Raw genomic sequence first — 19560 nt, 5'->3', positions numbered from 1 at the left:
AGGGATTTTAACTATAATTAATTTTGCTACTATATTTTTTATAGTTAACCAAAAATCTCGATTATGACTTATTATTCAGTGTTGGACGTAACTCCAACAACAGACAAATGGATTGCAGCCTATTTGCCCACTGCAAATAAGCTTGTATCAAAACACGGAGGTCAATATTTGGCCAGAACTGCTAATCATGAACAACTTGAAGGTGCTAAAAAAGAAGCTGCCCTCCGCATCATCATTCAATGGCCTTCTAAGGAATCGGCCCAAAACTTTATGAAAGACCCGGAATATGTTCCGCATTTAAAATCGAGAACAGAAGGATCGGTCAGCCATCATTTTTTAGTTGAAGGCAAAGACGACCTAGCATAAATCGATGTTCGCATACAGGTCTTTTCAGCTTTACAAAGACCTGTATTTCCTAAACAAGCCTTAGTTATGAAAAAAACTATTCTCATTACTGGAAGCACAGATGGTATAGGGAAATTAACTGCCATAAAATTGGCTAAGTTGGGCCATACCATCATTCTTCACGGAAGAAAGAGGGATAAACTGGAAAAAACCGTTTCGGAAATTGAACTGCTTACCAAAAACAATAATATACATGGGTTCCTTGCTGATTTTTCAGATTTGAGTGCTGTAAGGCAAATGACTCTTGCCATCAAGGAAAAATTCAACAAAATTGATGTATTGATTAATAACGCTGGGATATTCAAAAGTCCTAGTGTACAAAAAGGTGCTGTTAGCATTCAGCTCGTGGTGAATTATCTTGCACCTTATCTACTCACCACCGAGCTGCTTCCTCTTATTCAAAAAGGAACAGACCCAAGAATTATCAATTTGAGCTCTGCTGCTCAATCCTCTGTCTCGTTGGATGCCCTGGAAGGAAAACAAACACTGGGCTTTCAAGCAGCTTATGCCCAGAGCAAATTGGCCCTAACCATGTGGAGTTTTCATCTTGCCAAAAAGGAGAAAAATATAGTTGTCATAGCGGTTAACCCCGGTTCCTTGTTGAACACAAAAATGGTACAGGAAGCTTATGGTCAATCCTGGTCCTCTGCGGAAAAAGGTGGAGAAATCCTTTTCAATCTCGCTATTGACCATAGCTATTCAACAGCCTCAGGAAAATATTTTGACAACGATCAAGGTGCATTTGCACCGGCACATCCTGATGCCTATGAGTCCCCAAAAATTGAAGACCTCATCACTAGCACTAATGCTGTCCTGAACAAGTCCCTCTGATCAAATAAAACAAGAATGAAACAGCTCCAAAAAATAGCTAAAAAGGGTAAGCTAAGCTTAGGACTGGTATTTCCATTAGAGTCTTATACCGGTTCCATAGCAAAAATGGAAAATCAGGAAACATTGGCCAAACGTGCTGAAGAACTTGGTTTTAAAGCACTATGGTTCAGAGATGTTCCATTCAATGACCCATCATTTGGAGACGCTGGCCAACTATACGACCCATGGGTGTACATGACCCATATTATGAATCATACCAAAGAAATTGCCCTTGCCACAGGGAGCATAGTGCTTCCTTTGCGGCATCCTGTGCATACTGCAAAGTCGCTGAACAGCATACAGCTCCTTTCCAATGGAAGGGTAATCATGGGTATTGCCTCTGGGGACAGGCCTTCGGAATATCCTGCATTTAACCAGGATATCAACAAAAAAAGCACTTTGTTTCAAGATAATTTTTTCTATTTAAAAGCTTTGCAAGGTGATTTCCCAAGGTTCACGTCAAAATATTATGGTTATCTTCAAGGAACTATAGACTTGGTTCCCAAACAACCCCATTCCACTCCAATGCTGGTTACCGGTCATTCTGGGCAAACCCTCGATTGGATTGCGGAACATGCAGACGGTTGGTTATACTATCCTAGAAACCTGAGCTTTTTGGAGCAAATCATGAGAGATTGGAAACTTGCCCTGGAGCGCAACGGACAGCCATGGAAACCCTATATGCAATCTCTATACGTTGATCTACTGGAAGAGGACACAGCCCCTCCTACCCCAATACATCTCGGTTTTAAGTCAGGAAGCGATTATTTGGTCGAACATTTAAAATTTTTGGAATCCCTAGGGGTTAACCATGTTATTTTCAATCTCAAATATGGCTCAAGACCTGTTGCCGAAATGCTTGAGGAATTGGGAGATAAAATATTGCCCCATTTCAATTAAGCAATCTTGCATCATATCAAAGTTTGGGTCCCAAAACACCTCAAAATTGAATACATTTATAAGGGAAAAGTGATTGTTTTCCAAACTGAACCTCCGGTTTGGCAGAGCACTAAAAATGAAAGAGTTTCTAGAGACCATATTGCCCCAAGAAAGATTAACGGAGTTCTTGTCCATAGGACAAATCCTAAAACTTGAAAAAGGGGAATATTATATCAGGGCCGGTGAAGTGCCCACAAAACTGGGTTTTACCATCTCAGGACTCTTCAGATACGTTTATGTTAACCAAGAGGGCAGGGAGTTTACCAAGGGCATTATTTTAGAGAATCAGTTCCTAAGTTCGTATTCTGGGATGATTTCGCAAAACCCCTCCTATTTTTTTATTGAAGCCCTTGAAGGTTCCGAAGTATACTCTTTCAGCTATAAAAAATGGAACGACCTGCTCAAAACTCATCCTTTTTGGACACAGTTCTTGTTGGAGGTCATAGAAAAAGCTTTTTCAAAAAAGGAAAAAAGGGAACGGGACTTGCTATTGCTTCATGCCGAAACCAGATATCTTGATTTTCTTAAAGAATATCCAAACCTGGACAAAAGAGTCAATCAGACCATAATTGCTTCTTATCTGGGCATCCAGCCCGAATCCCTTAGTAGAATTCGAAAAAAGTTGGGCACTTAACATACATCAATGCACAGGGTGACCTCTAGAGCTACTTTTGCTTGAACATTTAAAAGCAAACAAGATGCAATTAGCTGGCAACACTATTTTAATAACCGGTGGTAGTTCTGGCATAGGCTTGGAACTGAGCAAGAAATTGGTTGAAAATAACAAAGTGCTGATTTGTGGTCGGTCACGGCAACGTTTGGAAAACGCCAAAGAACTAATTCCGGCGTTGGAAATCTTTCAATGCGATCTATCCGATAAAAATCAGTGTAATTCATTAGCAGACTGGATTAAAGAAGAACATCCCGACTTGAATGTTTTGATCAACAATGCGGCCGTTGTGCATAAAGTCAATTTTCTAGGAACGGGTGGCATACTGGATATGGCGGAGCAAGAAATCGCAATCAATTTTATGGCTCCGGTAAGATTGATTCATTCCCTATCCCCGATTCTTCAAAGAAATCATAGGGCCACTATCATAAATATCACCACGGGGTTGATCTATGCTCCCAGAGCGGTATATCCTTTTTATAATTCAACAAAATCCGCACTTCATTCGTTTACCCAGGTTTTAAGAAAGCAAATGGAAGGTTCCAACCTAAACATTATTGAGATTATGTTCCCAGCTGTGGATACGCCATGGCATAAAGGAAATCCTCCTAAAATTGCCATTTCAAAAGAGAAAGCTGTAGATGAAATGCTCAAAGGGCTTCAAAAAGGAAAAGAGGAAATTAGAATCGCGGGAGCCAACCTACTCTATAAAATAGCCAGGCTGGCTCCAAAATTCGCATTTCAAAAAGTGAACAGTCTAAATTAACAATGGGGCAATAACTCCCTAAATGAAACCCAGATTAGAGTTACGGATGCGTATCCAATGCTTTTCTGAGTTCCTTGGCCCATCCATCAAAAGCAGCTCTGGTATGTCCGAGTCTTGAAAAGGCCCGGGGTGTAAATGGTGATCCCCTTTTTTTATCGACCATTGTAGCCAATACTTCGTTGGTTTCTGAATCCAAAAACTCAACTTCAATGGTTGCTCCTCCCATATCCACAGGAAAAAAGACCAATAACATTGCTGGATAATTGATAGCTGGACTTGAAGGAGTAATCTCTGTTATTGCTGCCCGTATTCTCAATACTTCGGGGCCAGGGGTACTGACTACCTGGTATTTTCCCTCTAATTCAGTGCTAACCGTGGAATGAAAATATGTGGCAAGCTCATTCTCTTTATAAGCCGAAATCTTCTTGTCTTTTGTTTGCGGATGGTAAAGGACCACCACGGGGTCAAGCATCAGACTCTTGTACTTACCCCAATCAAAATCATTTTTTTCCCACCACTTTAAACTTTTGTCCCCATTTTTATCTTCTTGCAACTGAGAATAGTCCTCAAGAAAACCGGAATCTGTAGATGGTATAGCTGCGCAACTTGTTATTGAGATAAAAAGAACCAACATTAATAACCTTACTATGATGTACTGAGAGCTTAACAAATTTTTCATGGCCTTATGTTTATTGATTACAGGACAAAATTATCCTGCGACATGGCGCTTTTCATTGACAATTGTTAAGAAAGTAAATTAAACTACGTGCACACCAGCACTATACAAAAATCAAAGTTGAAGTTACTGGGCCGAATTATATTTAAGTGGATAGATTTCGTCTTATTCTGCTCAAAGACTCCGGTTTTATGCCTAAATACGTAGCAACATGGTACTGAGGTATTCTTTGCAATATATGTGGACTATGTTTCATTAGAAAAAGATACCTGTCCTGATTATCCATGGTCTGGAAAATGGTTCTTCCCTTGGCAATCTTGGCCAATCCCTCTTCCAAGAGAAGCCTGCCAGTCCTCTCCATCTTCGGATACTTTTGGTAGAGATCGTAAAGTTCGGTTTTGGAAAGTGTTTTTAAAATGGAAGGTTCATTGGTAGTTATATCAATATCTGATGCTGTATCTGACAAAAAGCTATTGAGGTAGGTAACAAAATCGCCTTCAAAGGCAAAATCGATTGCAATATCATCACCTTCTGGACTTGTCTGGGAATAAATCAAAGATCCTTTTTCCACATATGCAATGCTGTCGCTCACTTTGCCAGCGGAAAGGAAACTTTCCTTTTTGTCCAATGAAACAGTTTTGAATTTGGAGATGATACCGCTTACTTCTTCATCAGAAAAGTTAGCGCGCGTGAGTAATTCATCCCTCAAAGTTTCCATACTTAAAGTTAGCAAATCCACCTCTAAAAATTGCATGCCTACATCCTCTTATCTAAAAGGATCTCATACATCAATATCCCTTAGTAAAATTGTATATCTTTTAGTTTTCTAAAATCGATAAGACCCAAAAGAATGAATACTAAAAACGGTATTGCCTTATTTGTCTCGCTGATATTTGCTATTGCAATGTTTTCGCAAACCTCAGAAAAGGAAGAAATTCAAGAAGTAATTGAACAATCGTATATCAAGGGGCTTATAGATGCAGGTGATTTTGACGAAGCCAGGAAAGGAATCCATGAGAATTTTATTATCTGGGGGCATCGGGATACTACCTTGACCTCTAAAACACGAGATGAGTGGATAGCACAAAGAAAAAAACGTCCAGACCTTGCCAAAGTAGATTACTCGATTGTTTTTATAGATATTTCTGATGAAGCCGCAAGCGCCAAGGTTGAAATGAGCAGGGGCAATATATGGGCCGTGGATTATATTTTCCTCTATAAATTTAAAAATACATGGAGGATTGTCTCTGCAATAGACCATGTTAAAAGATTGGATTAACATAACATATTCAAACATCAAAATCTCTGCATAAACCATTGGAAATAGATACTAAAATATCGAACATACTGTCCCACTTAGACCCAAATCTTGTAAGCGAGGTAAAGGATGCTGCCCTTGTAAAGCAAATTGACGAAAATGTTCAAATATTGAGGGAAGGACAGTATGTAAAGGTTGTACCCATTGTCCTGGAAGGGCTCATTAAAGTCTTCACCCGACATGAAGAAAAGGAACTTTTGCTGTATTACATCAAACCCAATGAAAGTTGTATTATGTCCTTTGCTTCTAGCCTAAAAAATGAACCCAGTAAGGTATTTGCGGTCACAGAAGAGGCAACTTCCGCACTTTTATTGCCAGTTGACAAAGTCTCCAAGTGGACAAAACAATTTCCCGGTTTTAACACCTTGTTTTTCCAACAATACAATTTGCGCTATAGCGAGCTATTGGATACTATCCACCATGTGCTGTTCGATAAAATGGACAAGCGACTTTACAATTATTTGCAGGAAAAAGTACGTCTGACCAAAAAGAATCCCTTAAAAATATCCCATCGCCAAATAGCCAATGAGTTGGGGACGGCCCGTGAAGTTATTAGCAGGGTTGCCAAAAAACTGGAACACGAAGGGAAGTTGAAACAACATTCGGACGGCATAGAAATCCTTTAGTGGTGACCAAGGTCACTGCAAAGGAGAAATTACCCCTTTATCTTTGGCCAAAAGAACCATGAAGAACAAAGTACTAAAATTTGTGCTCGTATGCCTGACCTGTATTGCTCTGGTCACTTTTACAGTTCTTGCGGTTCAATATGTGTCCAATTAAATTCAGAAAAATGAAAAAAAACATGGGGTCTGCGGACCGAATCATCAGGGTTTTGATTGCAGCTGTTGTTGCTGTTCTTTATTTCACCAATGTAATCACGGGAACACTCGGAATTGTTCTTTTGGCGCTGGCAGCGGTATTTTTGTTGACCAGTCTGGTTAGTTTTTGTCCATTGTATGCGCCATTTGGAATAAAAACGTGTTCCACTAAAAAGTAGGTTTTAGCAAAAAAGGAGCTGAGAAATCCAAAAAGGTTACGGGTATATTTCCCAAACCTATCTAAATCCTGCTCCCTACTATCTCCAAAAAGCCTACTTTTGGACAAAAATTATGGTATTGAAAAGGTTTTTCCATTTCATTGTATTTCTTTTTGTCCTGAAAATCTGTGCTCAAGAAAACCCAGATCAAACCCAGGGAAGACAGATAAACATAGTCTACGGGGCCAATTTCACCAAAGATGAAGCCCAGTTTCCTGGTGCTTCCATCTTCAGCAAAGATGACGAGCGCCAAGTTCAATTTGAACACCAAGGAGCTGATCTATGGTGCGATATTGCCATCTTTTACAATCAAGAAAACAGGCTTAAGGCCATTGGGAATATTCGTTTGCAGCAAGGTGATTCCATTGAGATGAACAGTGGGAAAATGGACTATGATGGAAACACCAAACTTGCAAAGGCCTGGGAAAATGTTGACCTGTCCGATGGTAAAATGACCTTGACCACGGACACACTTTATTTTGATCGGGAAAATCAGTTGTCGTACTACCGTTCAGGAGGAAAAGTAGTGGATTCCGTTAACGTTCTAACCAGTAAGATCGGGAACTATTTCATGGAGCTGAAGAAGGTTCAGTTCAGGAACAAGGTACATATTGACAATCCTGAGTATATCATCGATTCGGAACAATTGGATTATTACCGCGTTTCTAAAAACGCCTATATGTACGGCCCATCTACTATAACCGGTGAGGAATATAAAATCTATTGCGAGCGTGGTTTCTACGACACCAAAATAGAGCAAGGGTATGGCGTAAAAAATACCAAAATCGAGTATAGCAATCGAATTATTGAGGGGGACAGTGTTTATTTTGACAAGGCTTCCTCATTTGCTTCGGCTACCAATAATATTCAGGTTACCGATACCATAAACAATGGTGTGATCAGAGCACATTATGCAGAGGTTTATAAAGAAAAAGACTCTGTTTTTGCAACAAAAAGAGCGGTTGCCATCAATTTGGTTCAACAAGATTCGCTTTATATCCATGGTGATACATTGATGGTTACCGGAAAACCTGAGGAAAGGGTTCTCAGAGCCTTCAGAAATGCAAAGTTTTATAAAACGGATTTAAGCGGTAAGTGCGATTCTATTCACTCCGAACAAAAAACTGGAATTACCCAGTTGATCAAAAATCCCATTCTTTGGAATGTTGAAAACCAGATTACCGGAGATAGCATCCACTTGATTTCGGATTTGGAAACAGAAAAACTGGATTCGCTCAAAGTCCTTGAAAATGCCTTTATCATTTCTCTGGACACCATTAGCAACGAAGGTTATAATCAGGCCAAGGGCAAGGATCTATTTGGAAAATTCATCGAAAATGAACTCAAGATTATTGATCTTGTTCGGAATACCGAGGTTATTTATTATGTCTACAACGATGACCAGGAATTAATTGGGATTGACAAGACTATCTGTAGTAAGATCAGATTGTTGATGGCAAACAATGACATTGAGGACATCACCTTTTTTGTAAATCCGGATGGTGATATTTTCCCCGAACTAGACCTTCCCGTTGAAAGTAGAAAATTAAAGGGTTTTGTTTGGCGGGGCGAAGAACGTATCCTGTCCAAGGAGGATATCTTTGATGAGGACGACAACAATTTAGAGTTGGTGAAAATCAGGGGCATTGATGATTCAATAGACATAGATACTGAAGAAAAGGAACGACAAAAAAATCAATCCATAAGTTCCGCACCCAACTCCCAAGCCGTAAAACCCAAAAAAACGCAGGTAAAAAAGGTTCAGGCTCCCCAATGATAAAAGATGATTTTTTCACATATCAAGCACAGACCACCCCGCATCCTTTAGGCCTTGAAGTGGCTCATGCCAAAGGAAGTTACATATACGACAGCGCAGGTAATGCCCATTTGGATTTTGTGGCGGGAGTTTCGGCCTGTAGCCTAGGTCATTGCCATCCAAAAGTTCTGCAGGCAGTAAAACAACAAGCGGAGCAGTATATGCACGTAATGGTTTACGGGGAATATATTCAGGGTCCGACAGTGGAATATGCTAAGTTGTTAGCTTCACATCTTCCCAAAAAGCTTGAAACCACATATCTAGTAAATTCTGGCACAGAGGCCATGGAAGGTGCCCTTAAACTTGCTCGAAGATATACTGGACGCTCAGAAATTGTAGCGGCCCATAAGGCCTATCATGGCAATACCATGGGCAGTTTAAGTTTAATGGGGTACGAAGAACGGAAAAGCGCCTTCAGACCCTTGGTTCCGGATATTCGTTTTATAGAATTCAACCAAGAAGAAGATCTGGAAAAAATCACAGTGCAAACTGCTGCCGTAGTTCTGGAAACCATCCAGGGAGGAGCCGGATTCATCCTACCAAAAGACGGATATCTCAAAAAAGTGAGGAAACGTTGTGATGAAGTTGGTGCCCTCCTGATACTGGACGAAATACAGCCTGGTTTTGGAAGAACAGGAAAACTTTTTGCTTTTCAACATTATGACTGCATCCCGGATATTTTGGTCATTGGCAAAGGAATGGCCTCGGGATTGCCCGTGGGAGCCTTCGTAGCATCAAAAGAAATGATGTCCTCACTGCAAGACAACCCTAAATTAGGCCATATTACCACATTTGGCGGCAACCCTGTCATTGCAGCTGCCAGTCTGGCAACGTTGAAGGAACTCACTGAATCACAGCTTATTCCCGAAACCTTGGAAAAAGAGAAGCTGATTCGCTCGCTTTTGGTACATCCTTTGATTGATGAAATAAGAGGCAAAGGATTAATGCTTGCCTTGATTTTGAATAAGAAAGAAGTAGCGGACCATCTTGTCTTGGAAGCAGCTAAAAAAGGGCTGATTTTGTTTTGGTTACTTTTTGAGTCCAGGGCCGTCAGGATATCACCGCCACTCACCATTTCACTGAAAGAAATCAGGCTCGGTTGCGACCAAATCCTGGACATTTTAAATGAATATAGTCCCCTTACTGTTAACTAATTTGTTGATAACATACCCAAATTTCGGGCTTAATCAGACTTCCAAAAGGCTAATTTTAAGTCCATAGTATAACCAAATACGTTCCTATGGCGTTAGATTCTAACGAACATTCCAACAAATCCATTACCAAGTTTGAGTCCATGCTCAAGACCGATGACGTCTATTTTTTTGACGCAGAGGACTTTGAAGAGATTGTTCATCATTATCTGAACAATGGAAAGATTTCCTTGGGGAAAAAGGCAATTCAGATAGGCTTGGAACAACATCCAAATTCATTGGAACTGAAACTGCTTCAGGTTGAAGTACTTGCGTTCGAAGACAAGTATGAAGCTGCCGAAAAGCTCTTGGACGAAATTCAGACCATAGACACCCGCAACGAAGAAATATATATTCAGCGAGCAAACCTGCAATCCAAACAAGATAATCACCAAGAAGCAGTGAACCTTTTGTTGGAGGCTTTGCACCTGACCGATGATACTTTTGACATTCACTCCCTTCTTGGAATGGAGTATCTTTTCATGGATGACTATGAGAAGGCAAAAAGAAGTTTCATGAAATGTGTGGATTTTGATCAAAACGATTATTCCTCACTGTACAATGTGGTATACTGCTTTGAATTTTTAGAGGACCACAATGGTGCAGTTCGCTATCTAAACGATTATTTGGAGTACAACCCCTACTGTGAAGTGGCGTGGCATCAACTTGGAAAGATGTACTATGCACTCAACATGTTCCAAGAAGCCCTAACGGCTTACGACTTTGCCATAATTTCTGATGATTCCTTTATAGGCGCATATTTTGAAAAGGGTAAGGTACTGGAAAAATTGGGTCGTTATAATGAGGCAGTAGAAAATTACGAGACCACCATTTCCATTGAGGACCCTACCTCACATGCCTACCTTAGAATTGGGAAATGCCATGAAAAATTGGGGAACATAGATTTAGCCAAATACTACTATTATAACACTGTACATGAAGACCCTTTGTTGGACAAAGGATGGTTGGCAATCACAAACTTCCATTACAAAATAGAAGACTTTGAAAAGGCCTTGTACTATGTAAACAAAGCTATAAACATTGATGGGGAAAATCCGTTATACTGGAAAACAGCTGCAAAAATATATGTAGCCCTCAACAATCTTGATGAGGCCGACTTTGCCTACAAACAAACCGTAGATTTGGGCAATTACGAGCTGGATACTTGGTTGAATTGGGCGGATACTCTTAAAAAAATTGGAGATTTAAACTCCACTGTACAGGTTTTGGTCCAGGGATTGGAATTCTATCCTGAAAAAGCCGAATTGCTTTATAAATTGGCAGGGACATATCTAAAAAACAACGAGGTTATGGAGGCCAAGGAAAAATTGGCCCAAGCCATACAAATGGATATTGAAAAATTAGCTCTTTTTGAAGATGAATTTCCAGAATTTACCCAGGTAGGATGGCTGCGAACCTTAGTGTCCGAATTCAAGAAAACTTCTACCTAGATTTTGGGTTTCCTTTACCAAACACATGAAAGCACGTCAATTACTTGATTATATTTTTATTGCCCTTAAGGGAATGGCCATGGGTGCCGCCGATGTGGTTCCAGGAGTTTCTGGAGGGACCATAGCCTTTATTTCCGGGATTTATGAGGAATTGATCACCTCTATCAATAACATTAACCTGTCCCTAATAACAACGTTAAGAAAAGAAGGTTTCAAAGCATTTTGGAACAAACTCAATGGAAATTTTCTATTGGCACTGTTTCTGGGAATTTTCACAAGTGTACTCTCACTGGCCAAATTCCTAAGCTGGCTTTTAGAGAATCATCCAATACTACTCTGGTCTTTTTTCTTTGGATTGGTATTGGCCAGTATATTTTTGGTAGGAAAGGAAATCTCCAAATGGAACTTGGGAACAATTGCAATTTTGTTGATTGGAGCTGCCATAGCTTACTTTATCACAGAACTTCCCGCCAATGAAAATGTAGATGGCCTACCCTATCTTTTCCTTTCAGGTGCCTTAGCAATTTGTGCGATGATTTTGCCCGGAATATCTGGAGCTTTCATCTTGGTTCTTCTGGGTTCGTACAAGACAATTTTGGATGCCGTGCATGAACGTGACCTAAAAATTGTCATCACCGTGGCTCTGGGTGCCATTTTTGGACTTTTAAGTTTTGCAAAATTGTTGAAATGGATGTTCAGCCATTATAAGAATATGACCCTAGCTTTGCTAACGGGATTTATTCTAGGCTCTTTGAACAAAATATGGCCATGGAAAAAAGTATTGGAAACCAAGACTTTTGGCGATAAGACCAAGGTCATAGACGACATGAATGTGTGGCCCTCATCATTCGAAGGGGAGAATCAGTTATTACTTGCCATAATCTTAGCCATAATAGGTTTTTCGCTTATTTTTATCCTGGAAAAATTAGCTTCCAAAAAATAAGAAAAACCTAATTAGGGAATGCACAGACCTAGAACACTTCTGGACAACTTTTTTTTGGTCATTAAAGGCCTATGCATGGGAGCTGCCAACAAAGTTCCCGGAGTATCTGGTGGTATCGTAGCTTTTGTTGGAGGTTTTTATGAAGAGTTCATCTATTCTTTACAAAAACTCAATACCAAGGCCATAAAATTACTGTTTAACGGCAGGTTCAAAAGCTTTCTTCAATATACCAATGCCCAATTTTTAGCTTTGCTGATCTTTGGAATGTTGGTCAGTTATTTCAGTGTTTCCAAAGTATTGGATTATTTTTTGGAGCAAAAGGAGCTATTTGTCTGGTCGGCTTTTTTCGGTATGGTGCTGGGCTCCATCTACTACATAGGAAAAGATTTTAGGCCCTGGAACCAAAAAACCATTCCAGCAGGAATTATTGGTTTTATTGTTGGAATCTCCATCAGCTTTCTAAGTCCCGCTACCCAAAATGATAATCTCTTTTTTATCTTTTTCTGTGGAATTATCAGTGTTTCAGGAATGACATTACCGGGCTTGTCCGGATCTTTTATTTTGATACTACTAGGAAACTATGTCCTATTGCTCGTTGACTCAGTCAATGCTCTGTACGACTCATTCTCAGACGTATTTGCCGGAAATTTTGATTTTTTAAACGACCCCAAACGCATGAACACCCTTAAAATACTTGCTATTTTTACCTTAGGCTCTGCCACCGGGTTGGTCACTTTCTCCCATTTACTCAGTTATGTACTTAAGCACTATAAATCCATCACAACAGCGGTAATATTAGGTTTTATAACAGGGTCCCTTGGGGTGCTTTGGCCTTGGAAACGAACCATCTTTAAAACAGATACTGCAGGGAATCTACTGTTGGACTCCAACGCAGATAAAATTGTACTCAACTATGAGCGCTATTTTCCCAATATTGGAATAGCGGAAACTTGGTGGGCCGTGTTATTTGTTATTTTGGGAATTTTGGTATTATTGGTATTGGATTGGTATGGTAAAAATAGGAAAGAAAGAAAACAGGTTCGGGCTGCTCGGTAGGAATATTTCATATTCCTTCTCGCAAGGTTATTTCACCCAAAAATTTAAAGACCTTGGATTGAGCGATCACAGTTATGAGAACTTTGACATCCCTGACATTTCCTTATTCAAAAAAGTTATCTCGGAAAACAATCTAAGAGGCCTAAATGTTACCATTCCTTATAAAGAAGAGGTAATTCCATTTCTAGACCAACTTGATGTGAGTGCCGAAAAAATTGGCGCGGTGAATACCATAAAATTTACAGAACAAGGCCTGATTGGGTACAATACAGATGCAACAGGTTTCAAAAAATCGTTGGAGCCATTGCTTAAACCACATCATACCAAAGCATTGATTTTAGGGACGGGCGGCGCTTCAAAAGCTATATTTTTCGTTTTGAATGAACTGGAGATTGAAAGCACCTATGTTTCCAGGAGCAAAAAGCAGGACCAGTTTACCTATGAAGATTTAGACAAGGAAACTATTGAAAATCATACAGTTATTGTCAACTGCACTCCATTGGGCACACATCCCAATATCTCCGAAAAACCTGCTATACCTTACGAATACCTGGGAAATAGACATCTACTCTTTGATTTGATCTACAATCCTGAAAAAACCAGTTTTCTTACACTGGGTGAGAAAAAAGGAGCTACTATCCGTAATGGAGCCAAAATGCTTCAAGAACAAGCGGAAAAGGCTTGGGAAATATGGAATAGACCCTAAAATTGGCCATCAGCACCACAATTTGGCCATTTTATACACGGTAAACCTCTAACAAAAGAAGAATCAATACTTTTGCTATTGGGTAATTTAGTTGTTAACTTGGCTATATTATCATCAATCGGAAGGAAAGAAAAGACACTACTCATGCAGGATAATGAACATAAACTTCAGGGAACTGAAGGTGGCACAGATCATAATACGGAGGAATTAAAAACATCGCTGGAAGAAAACCCCATTTCTGATCCAAACATAACTAAAGAACCCGAAACTGACGCTGAAAAAGAAGTCGTTACCAATGAGGCCTCTTCATCTAATGAAAAAAAGGATGAGGACAAGCCTGCCAATACAGAGGATGCCATTCAAGAAATTGAAGAATCCAATGCTGAGGATGCCGAGGATAAGGACAATGAAAAACGGCATTACATTCCCATGTTGGACTACCATTCCATGTCCATGGAAAACTTGGTCGGTGAACTACAGCGCCTGGTAAAAAATGAAAAGGTACAGGCCATTGGCAAGCATGTAAGCTCTATTAAATATGAGTTTGATCAAAAGTTTCAAGAATTTTTAGAGCATAAAAAAGAGGAATTTGTAGCCAATGGTGGCAATGAAATTGACTTTAGGTACAACTCAGTGGCCAAAAGACAATTTAACGAGGTCTTTGGGGAATATCGTGAGAAAAAAGACCAGCATTACAAACAACTTGAGCAAGCCCTAAAGGACAATCTTCAAAAGAGATTACAGATTATTGAAGAACTCAAGGGACTCATCAATGTTGAAGAGGACATCAATACCACCTATAAAAACTTTAAGGAACTCCAGGAAAACTGGAGGAATGCAGGTCCGGTTCCTAGGAACAATTACAATGATGTTTGGCGTACCTATCACCATCATATGGAGATTTTCTATGACTTTCTCCACTTGAATCGCGAACTAAGAGATCTTGACTTCAAACACAACCTTGAAGAAAAACTAAAGCTCGTTGACCGTGCCGAAGCTTTGGCCAATGAGCCCGATTTAGGAAAGGCATTTCGAGAACTACAGACCCTTCACAAAATATGGAAGGAAGATATTGGCCCTGTTGCCAAAGAACAACGAGAGGAGGTCTGGGAACGGTTCAGCAATGCTACCAAGGTCATGCACCAACGAAGACAAGAGCATTTTCATGAGCTGGAAAAGTCCTATGAAAAGAACCTTGTAAAAAAGAACGAGATCATTGAGTCGATTTCAGAAATAGCGAACAATGTTGCCAATAACCATAGGGACCTTCAACAACAAATTAGACAAGTAGAGGCACTACGAGAGACCTTTTTCAAGGCTGGAAAAGTACCTCAAAAGGTAAACGAACAAACGTGGACTTCTTTTAAAGAAGCCGTTAGGCAGTTCAATAGAAATAAGAACACCTTCTATAAGAACCAGAAAAAAGAACAACATTCGAATCTCGAGAAAAAACGTGCATTGCTGGAGTTGGCCCTGTCCTTAAAGGATAGTGAGGATTGGGATACCACCACCCCAGAAATGAAGCGCATACAAAGCGAGTGGAAGAAAATCGGCCACGTTCCAAGAAAATATTCCGATAAAATCTGGTCCGAATTCAAAAATGCCTGCAATCACTATTTTGACCGTCTTCATGCGGAGAAAAATCAGGCCCACAAGGCCGAATATGCAAACTTCGAGAAGAAAAGTGCTTGTCTAGATCGATTAAAAACTTTCCAACTAAGTGGAAAAAAGGAAGAAGATCTGGAAGAAATCAAAAAATTTCTTGCTGAATGGAAGCAGTACGGTCGTCTTCCATACAACAAAAGACATATCAATGGTAAATTCAATAAAATCATTGATGCCCTTTTCAAAAAACTTGGAGTTAGCAGACAGGAATCCGAATTGCTCAAATATGGAGACAAGATGCAGCAGTTGGCCAATGCCGACGATGATAGGGCCCTAAACAATGAACGCATCTTTATAAGGCGCAAAATTGATGAAAGCAAGTCGGAAATCCGTCAATTGGAGAACAATCTACAATTCTTCTCCAATGCTTCCGAAGATAGTCCTCTGGTAAAAGAAGTGGTGAACAACATCAACAAACACAAAGAATCACTTGAAACCTGGAAGGCCAAATTAAAGAAGCTGAACATATTGGAAAACAGCTTACACAAAAGTGCCGAGGACTCTTCCGAAGAAGAATAGCGATTTAAAATAAGCCCTGAAAGAATTGTCCGCCATCCAGGAGTCTCCTAGTATAGATCCAAAAGGTAGTTAATCAGGTCCGTAGTGGTAACAATACCCACAAGTTTTCCTTCATCCACCACTGGCAGGGCATGGAATTCCTTTCCCGCTAAAAACTGGGCAACATCCTTTATTGGAGTTTTTGAGGTAACACTGACCACATCACTGACCATAATCTGGGAAATATTGAAAAGATCATAGATTACCGAATCCGTGGGTTCTCCACTGTCCACCACAGCATCGGCAAAACTTATTCGTAATAAATCAGTATAGCTAAGCATTCCCACAACTTCCTTACCTTCAACCACGGGTATATGCCTAATACGGTATTTCTTAAAACGCTCTTCTGCAGTAACCAAATCGTCACTTGTACTGAGCGTGATGACATTTTTTGTCATAATCTCTGAAACAGGCATCTTTTTCCTCATTGTTCTATGATTTATTGTACTTATGAAGTTAGCCTGTTGCTCCTAGGGAAAATATGATAATTGTCAGGAAGTTTCATCGGGAATAGGTGATGCGTTGGCGGCTTTTTTTGAGTTGAAGCTCCTTTTTTTGCATATTTATGCTACCAAACCATTTGATAATCAGCCAGATTGAAACCAAACAACTTAAAATTCCACCATGAAAAAACACTTGATCACCCTTACCTTTTTACTGCTTTTTGTACGGCTGCATTCCCAGACTTATTTTGAAACAAGTTGGATAAGCAACAATGTTAAATACACTGGATTTGTCCTTTTTTATAGTGATGAGGAGGCCTTGGTTCGAATAAAATATAACGCCAATGGCGTAGACAAGGTGGCAAGTTACAAATGCTCTTATCAGGATTTTACAAAAATGGACGGTACCAAAGATCGGTACCTCAATGGAACCGAAGCCTCTATTGTCAAAGGATCAACAGATTATGGCTATAGCGCTGACAATTTTTATTTTAAAAATTTGGACGGAGGCAATTATCAGGCCTATACCGTTGATGACAATGGGTTAAAAGGTAGCGATATAACCCAATACATGAATCCTACCCTGTATTGGATCAAATTAGACCCAAAAGTCCTGACCAGTGTTTATTTGGATGACTATTTCAATTCTGATGAGCCATTATACAGGCTTCTATCTTTTGAGAATACAGGTGAGATGGACTTTTATACACAAAATGCCGCCATAACTTCTTTGGCTTATGGAAGAGATACTGATTCATCTTCAACAAGCATTTGGTCTGTTGTCATGAGCGGATTTAAAGAAAACGGCTATAACCACCAAAAGGTAAAAGAATCCTCTTCCTATCCTTCAAAATGGATAGAAACCCAGTGGGACCTAGGGTATCATATTACATCTCTTGAATATGACACCAGTAGAAACTTCTTTGTCCTGATCATGAGCAAACCCTCCAACTTGGGGTCGCAATCCTGGAAAAGACTGGATACCTTTCCCAAACAGTGGGTATCTGAAAAATGGGACAACAATTTCTATATTACCTCCATGACCTATGGAGCGGGACAATGGTATGTGGTCATGAACCAGAATACCGGATATTCTGCGCAAAGATGGAAAACAAGCAGTTCCGGTATACCCAAGGAATGGATCAAGGAGAGTTGGGACAGCGGGTACAAGATAACTTCAGCTACGTACGGCAATGGACTTTGGGCAGTGACCATGACCACTAATTCAAAATTAGGGACGCAGAGCTGGAAGACCCAATCGGATTATCCGATAGACTGGATTAGGGAAAAAGCTGAAAACGGGTATCATATTACTACAATAGCCCACGGGGATGGCATGTGGTTTGTCGCCATGTCCAATGGAACTCCATACTCCACTAACATGAGTACATCAAACTATGAATTTCTTCCCCTGAACTGGATCATGCAAAAATCCAGCAACTAAGAAAAAACAAGATTAGGCCCAAATAAGACTATTTGGCCACGTTTACGGAACGGGTCTCTCTTATTACGGTAACTTTCACTTGACCAGGATATGTCATATCGGTCTGTATCTTCTGTGAAATTTCAAATGAAAGCTCCGCAGCCTTGTCATCACTTACTTTTTCACTTTCCACGATTACTCTAAGTTCCCTTCCTGCTTGAATGGCATAGGCTTTTTGAACTCCATTAAAGCCAAAAGCTATATCCTCCAAATCTTTTAGTCTTTGAATGTAAGAGTCCAAAACCTGTCTTCTGGCACCAGGTCTGGCCCCGCTAATGGCATCACAAACCTGGACTATGGGAGATATCAAAGTAGTCATTTCCACCTCATCGTGGTGCGCTCCAATGGCATTGCAAACTTCTTTCTTTTCTCCATATTTCTGTGCCCATTGCATTCCCAATATGGCATGAGGCGTCTCTACTTCCACTTCGGCCATAGGAACCTTTCCAATATCATGCAACAATCCTGCGCGTTTAGCCAATTTCGGATTCAATCCGAGTTCAGCTGCCATCACACCGCAAAGTTTGGCCACTTCTCTTGAGTGCTGCAGAAGGTTTTGTCCATAAGAAGAACGATACTTCATTCGTCCAACAGCTTTGATCAATTCTGGATGCAATCCATGGATTCCTAAATCGATTACGGTACGTTTCCCGATTTCGGCAATCTCCTCATTGATTTGTTTTTCCGTTTTCTTGACGATTTCTTCAATACGGGCTGGGTGGATTCTACCGTCAGTGACCAACCTGTGCAGGGAAAGTCGGGCAACTTCCCTCCTAACTGAGTCGAAACAGGAGAGAATTATCGCTTCCGGGGTATCGTCAACAATTATTTCCACCCCAGTGGCAGCTTCGAGAGCTCTAATATTTCGACCTTCACGGCCAATGATTCGTCCTTTTACGTCATCAGATTCCAAGTTAAAAACAGAAACACAGTTTTCCACAGCCTCTTCCGTACCTATACGTTGTATGGTATTGATTACAATTTTCCGGGCTTCTTGTTGGGCAGTTAGTTTAACCTCTTCCAGAGTTGTCTGTAGATAGGCCATGGCATCTGTCTTCGCGGTTTCCTTTAAGGATTCCAACAACTGGCTCTTGGCATCTTCAGCTGAAAGTCCAGAAATGACCTCCAATTGCTGTACCTGGCTTTTGTGCAATTTTTCAACTTCGGACTGTTTCTTGTCCAAAATTTCGCTCTTGTAGTCTACCTCCCTTATCTGTCGCTGTAACTGCTCGTTAAGCTTCTTGTTTTTGGAAAGCTCATTACTGACCTGGGATTCCTTATCCCTAGTTCGCTTTTCCGCTTCGGCAATCTTCTTGTCTTTGTTTATGATTACCTTTTCATGTTCTGCTTTCAGTTCCAGAAACTTCTCCTTGGCCTGAAATATTTTATCTTTTTTAAGGCTCTCGCCCTCTTTCTTTGCTTCTTTCAGAATATCAGTTGCTTCCTTCTTGGCATTGGCTATGGTCTTTGTTGCCCTCCCTTTTTCCATCATTTTGGCTATTATGAATCCAACAGCCAGTCCAACAATCGCAACCACCCCAATGAGTATAGTGTTATCCATTTTGATAG

The 19560-nt window shown here is 40.2% G+C and carries 20 protein-coding genes; 16 read left to right on the top strand and 4 right to left on the bottom strand.

The genetic code is table 11. The features are described from left to right. Window positions 1–63 precede the first annotated feature (63 nt). The 5 genes from DX873_RS02410 to DX873_RS02390 all read left to right on the top strand — a co-directional run bounded on the left by DX873_RS02410 (window position 64) and on the right by DX873_RS02390 (window position 3650). On the top strand, window positions 64–366 hold the full coding sequence (locus DX873_RS02410; RefSeq protein ID WP_116182929.1) for a DUF1330 domain-containing protein: 303 nt from the start codon (window positions 64–66) through the stop codon (window positions 364–366). A gap of 66 nt (window positions 367–432) precedes the next feature. Then, window positions 433–1236 (top strand): SDR family NAD(P)-dependent oxidoreductase, encoded by an 804-nt coding sequence (locus DX873_RS02405; RefSeq protein WP_116182928.1) that lies wholly within the window; start codon window positions 433–435, stop codon window positions 1234–1236. A 15-nt stretch (window positions 1237–1251) separates the two neighbouring features. Beyond that, window positions 1252–2175 (top strand): LLM class oxidoreductase, encoded by a 924-nt coding sequence (locus DX873_RS02400; RefSeq protein ID WP_116182927.1) that lies wholly within the window; start codon window positions 1252–1254, stop codon window positions 2173–2175. A gap of 115 nt (window positions 2176–2290) precedes the next feature. Further along, a complete protein-coding gene (locus tag DX873_RS02395) occupies window positions 2291–2848 on the top strand; it encodes a Crp/Fnr family transcriptional regulator (RefSeq protein ID WP_116182926.1) in 558 nt (185 codons plus the stop codon). A gap of 64 nt (window positions 2849–2912) precedes the next feature. Then, entirely contained in the window at window positions 2913–3650 is a 738-nt protein-coding gene (locus DX873_RS02390; protein WP_116182925.1) for an SDR family oxidoreductase, read from the top strand. Window positions 3651–3690: 40 nt separating this feature from the next. Here the strand turns inward: DX873_RS02390 and DX873_RS02385 are convergent, their stop codons facing one another. Both DX873_RS02385 and DX873_RS02380 read right to left on the bottom strand, forming a co-directional pair. Then, a complete protein-coding gene (locus DX873_RS02385) occupies window positions 3691–4329 on the bottom strand; it encodes a DUF3313 domain-containing protein (RefSeq protein WP_116182924.1) in 639 nt (212 codons plus the stop codon). 142 nt (window positions 4330–4471) lie between these two features. After that, window positions 4472–5044 (bottom strand): Crp/Fnr family transcriptional regulator, encoded by a 573-nt coding sequence (locus tag DX873_RS02380; RefSeq protein ID WP_147296591.1) that lies wholly within the window; start codon window positions 5042–5044, stop codon window positions 4472–4474. Between the two features lie 132 nt (window positions 5045–5176). Here DX873_RS02380 and DX873_RS02375 point away from each other — a divergent pair, with 132 nt between their 5' ends. The 10 genes from DX873_RS02375 to DX873_RS02330 all read left to right on the top strand — a co-directional run bounded on the left by DX873_RS02375 (window position 5177) and on the right by DX873_RS02330 (window position 16026). Continuing rightward, entirely contained in the window at window positions 5177–5605 is a 429-nt protein-coding gene (locus tag DX873_RS02375) for a nuclear transport factor 2 family protein (RefSeq protein ID WP_116182922.1), read from the top strand. Between the two features lie 38 nt (window positions 5606–5643). Next, entirely contained in the window at window positions 5644–6270 is a 627-nt protein-coding gene (locus DX873_RS02370) for a Crp/Fnr family transcriptional regulator (RefSeq protein WP_232520834.1), read from the top strand. 164 nt (window positions 6271–6434) lie between these two features. Further along, window positions 6435–6641: a YgaP family membrane protein gene (locus DX873_RS02365; protein ID WP_116183781.1), complete on the top strand. Its 207-nt coding sequence runs from the start codon at window positions 6435–6437 to the stop codon at window positions 6639–6641. A 112-nt stretch (window positions 6642–6753) separates the two neighbouring features. Next, window positions 6754–8457, top strand: coding sequence for an OstA-like protein (locus tag DX873_RS02360; RefSeq protein ID WP_116182921.1), 1704 nt, complete (start codon window positions 6754–6756; stop codon window positions 8455–8457). Continuing rightward, window positions 8457–9650, top strand: coding sequence for an aspartate aminotransferase family protein (locus DX873_RS02355; RefSeq protein WP_116183780.1), 1194 nt, complete (start codon window positions 8457–8459; stop codon window positions 9648–9650). The genes DX873_RS02360 and DX873_RS02355 overlap by 1 nt, the downstream gene beginning before the upstream one ends. 86 nt (window positions 9651–9736) lie before the next feature. Continuing rightward, complete coding sequence (locus DX873_RS02350; RefSeq protein ID WP_116182920.1) at window positions 9737–11137, top strand: tetratricopeptide repeat protein; 1401 nt, start codon at window positions 9737–9739, stop codon at window positions 11135–11137. Window positions 11138–11162: 25 nt separating this feature from the next. Then, window positions 11163–12080: a polyprenyl-phosphate transporter gene (locus DX873_RS02345; RefSeq protein WP_116182919.1), complete on the top strand. Its 918-nt coding sequence runs from the start codon at window positions 11163–11165 to the stop codon at window positions 12078–12080. An 18-nt stretch (window positions 12081–12098) separates the two neighbouring features. Next, window positions 12099–13136 carry a DUF368 domain-containing protein gene (locus DX873_RS02340; RefSeq protein WP_116182918.1) on the top strand — a complete coding sequence of 346 codons (1038 nt, stop codon included), beginning with the start codon at window positions 12099–12101 and terminating at the stop codon, window positions 13134–13136. Then, window positions 13090–13842, top strand: coding sequence for a shikimate dehydrogenase family protein (locus DX873_RS02335; protein WP_116182917.1), 753 nt, complete (start codon window positions 13090–13092; stop codon window positions 13840–13842). The genes DX873_RS02340 and DX873_RS02335 overlap by 47 nt, the downstream gene beginning before the upstream one ends. 144 nt (window positions 13843–13986) lie before the next feature. Beyond that, a complete protein-coding gene (locus tag DX873_RS02330; protein WP_116182916.1) occupies window positions 13987–16026 on the top strand; it encodes a DUF349 domain-containing protein in 2040 nt (679 codons plus the stop codon). 47 nt (window positions 16027–16073) lie between these two features. Here DX873_RS02330 and DX873_RS02325 read toward each other — a convergent pair whose 3' ends face one another. After that, on the bottom strand, window positions 16074–16493 hold the full coding sequence (locus DX873_RS02325; protein WP_116182915.1) for a CBS domain-containing protein: 420 nt from the start codon (window positions 16491–16493) through the stop codon (window positions 16074–16076). Window positions 16494–16689: 196 nt separating this feature from the next. Here DX873_RS02325 and DX873_RS02320 point away from each other — a divergent pair, with 196 nt between their 5' ends. Further along, window positions 16690–17952 (top strand): DUF7477 domain-containing protein, encoded by a 1263-nt coding sequence (locus DX873_RS02320; RefSeq protein WP_116182914.1) that lies wholly within the window; start codon window positions 16690–16692, stop codon window positions 17950–17952. A gap of 28 nt (window positions 17953–17980) precedes the next feature. Here the strand turns inward: DX873_RS02320 and rny are convergent, their stop codons facing one another. Further along, window positions 17981–19552: a ribonuclease Y gene (rny, locus tag DX873_RS02315; protein WP_116182913.1), complete on the bottom strand. Its 1572-nt coding sequence runs from the start codon at window positions 19550–19552 to the stop codon at window positions 17981–17983. Window positions 19553–19560 lie beyond the last annotated feature (8 nt).

The organism is Flagellimonas nanhaiensis, assembly GCF_003382275.1.
Classification (GTDB): Bacteria; Bacteroidota; Bacteroidia; order Flavobacteriales; family Flavobacteriaceae; genus Flagellimonas; species Flagellimonas nanhaiensis.
The sequence above is the reverse complement of the archived record's forward strand: the minus strand, read 5'-3'. Positions and strand labels throughout refer to the sequence as shown.

Excerpts from the sequence above, each read along its gene's own strand:
- DX873_RS02410 (WP_116182929.1), top strand. The coding sequence starts at position 64 with ATGACTTATTATTCAGTGTTGGACGTAACTCCAACAACAGACAAATGG.
- DX873_RS02405 (WP_116182928.1), top strand. The coding sequence starts at position 433 with ATGAAAAAAACTATTCTCATTACTGGAAGCACAGATGGTATAGGGAAA.
- DX873_RS02400 (WP_116182927.1), top strand. The coding sequence starts at position 1,252 with ATGAAACAGCTCCAAAAAATAGCTAAAAAGGGTAAGCTAAGCTTAGGA.
- DX873_RS02395 (WP_116182926.1), top strand. The coding sequence starts at position 2,291 with ATGAAAGAGTTTCTAGAGACCATATTGCCCCAAGAAAGATTAACGGAG.
- DX873_RS02390 (WP_116182925.1), top strand. The coding sequence starts at position 2,913 with ATGCAATTAGCTGGCAACACTATTTTAATAACCGGTGGTAGTTCTGGC.
- DX873_RS02385 (WP_116182924.1), bottom strand. The coding sequence starts at position 4,329 with ATGAAAAATTTGTTAAGCTCTCAGTACATCATAGTAAGGTTATTAATG.
- DX873_RS02380 (WP_147296591.1), bottom strand. The coding sequence starts at position 5,044 with ATGGAAACTTTGAGGGATGAATTACTCACGCGCGCTAACTTTTCTGAT.
- DX873_RS02375 (WP_116182922.1), top strand. The coding sequence starts at position 5,177 with ATGAATACTAAAAACGGTATTGCCTTATTTGTCTCGCTGATATTTGCT.
- DX873_RS02365 (WP_116183781.1), top strand. The coding sequence starts at position 6,435 with ATGAAAAAAAACATGGGGTCTGCGGACCGAATCATCAGGGTTTTGATT.
- DX873_RS02360 (WP_116182921.1), top strand. The coding sequence starts at position 6,754 with ATGGTATTGAAAAGGTTTTTCCATTTCATTGTATTTCTTTTTGTCCTG.
- DX873_RS02350 (WP_116182920.1), top strand. The coding sequence starts at position 9,737 with ATGGCGTTAGATTCTAACGAACATTCCAACAAATCCATTACCAAGTTT.
- DX873_RS02345 (WP_116182919.1), top strand. The coding sequence starts at position 11,163 with ATGAAAGCACGTCAATTACTTGATTATATTTTTATTGCCCTTAAGGGA.
- DX873_RS02340 (WP_116182918.1), top strand. The coding sequence starts at position 12,099 with ATGCACAGACCTAGAACACTTCTGGACAACTTTTTTTTGGTCATTAAA.
- DX873_RS02335 (WP_116182917.1), top strand. The coding sequence starts at position 13,090 with ATGGTAAAAATAGGAAAGAAAGAAAACAGGTTCGGGCTGCTCGGTAGG.
- DX873_RS02330 (WP_116182916.1), top strand. The coding sequence starts at position 13,987 with ATGCAGGATAATGAACATAAACTTCAGGGAACTGAAGGTGGCACAGAT.
- DX873_RS02325 (WP_116182915.1), bottom strand. The coding sequence starts at position 16,493 with ATGAGGAAAAAGATGCCTGTTTCAGAGATTATGACAAAAAATGTCATC.
- DX873_RS02320 (WP_116182914.1), top strand. The coding sequence starts at position 16,690 with ATGAAAAAACACTTGATCACCCTTACCTTTTTACTGCTTTTTGTACGG.
- rny (WP_116182913.1), bottom strand. The coding sequence starts at position 19,552 with ATGGATAACACTATACTCATTGGGGTGGTTGCGATTGTTGGACTGGCT.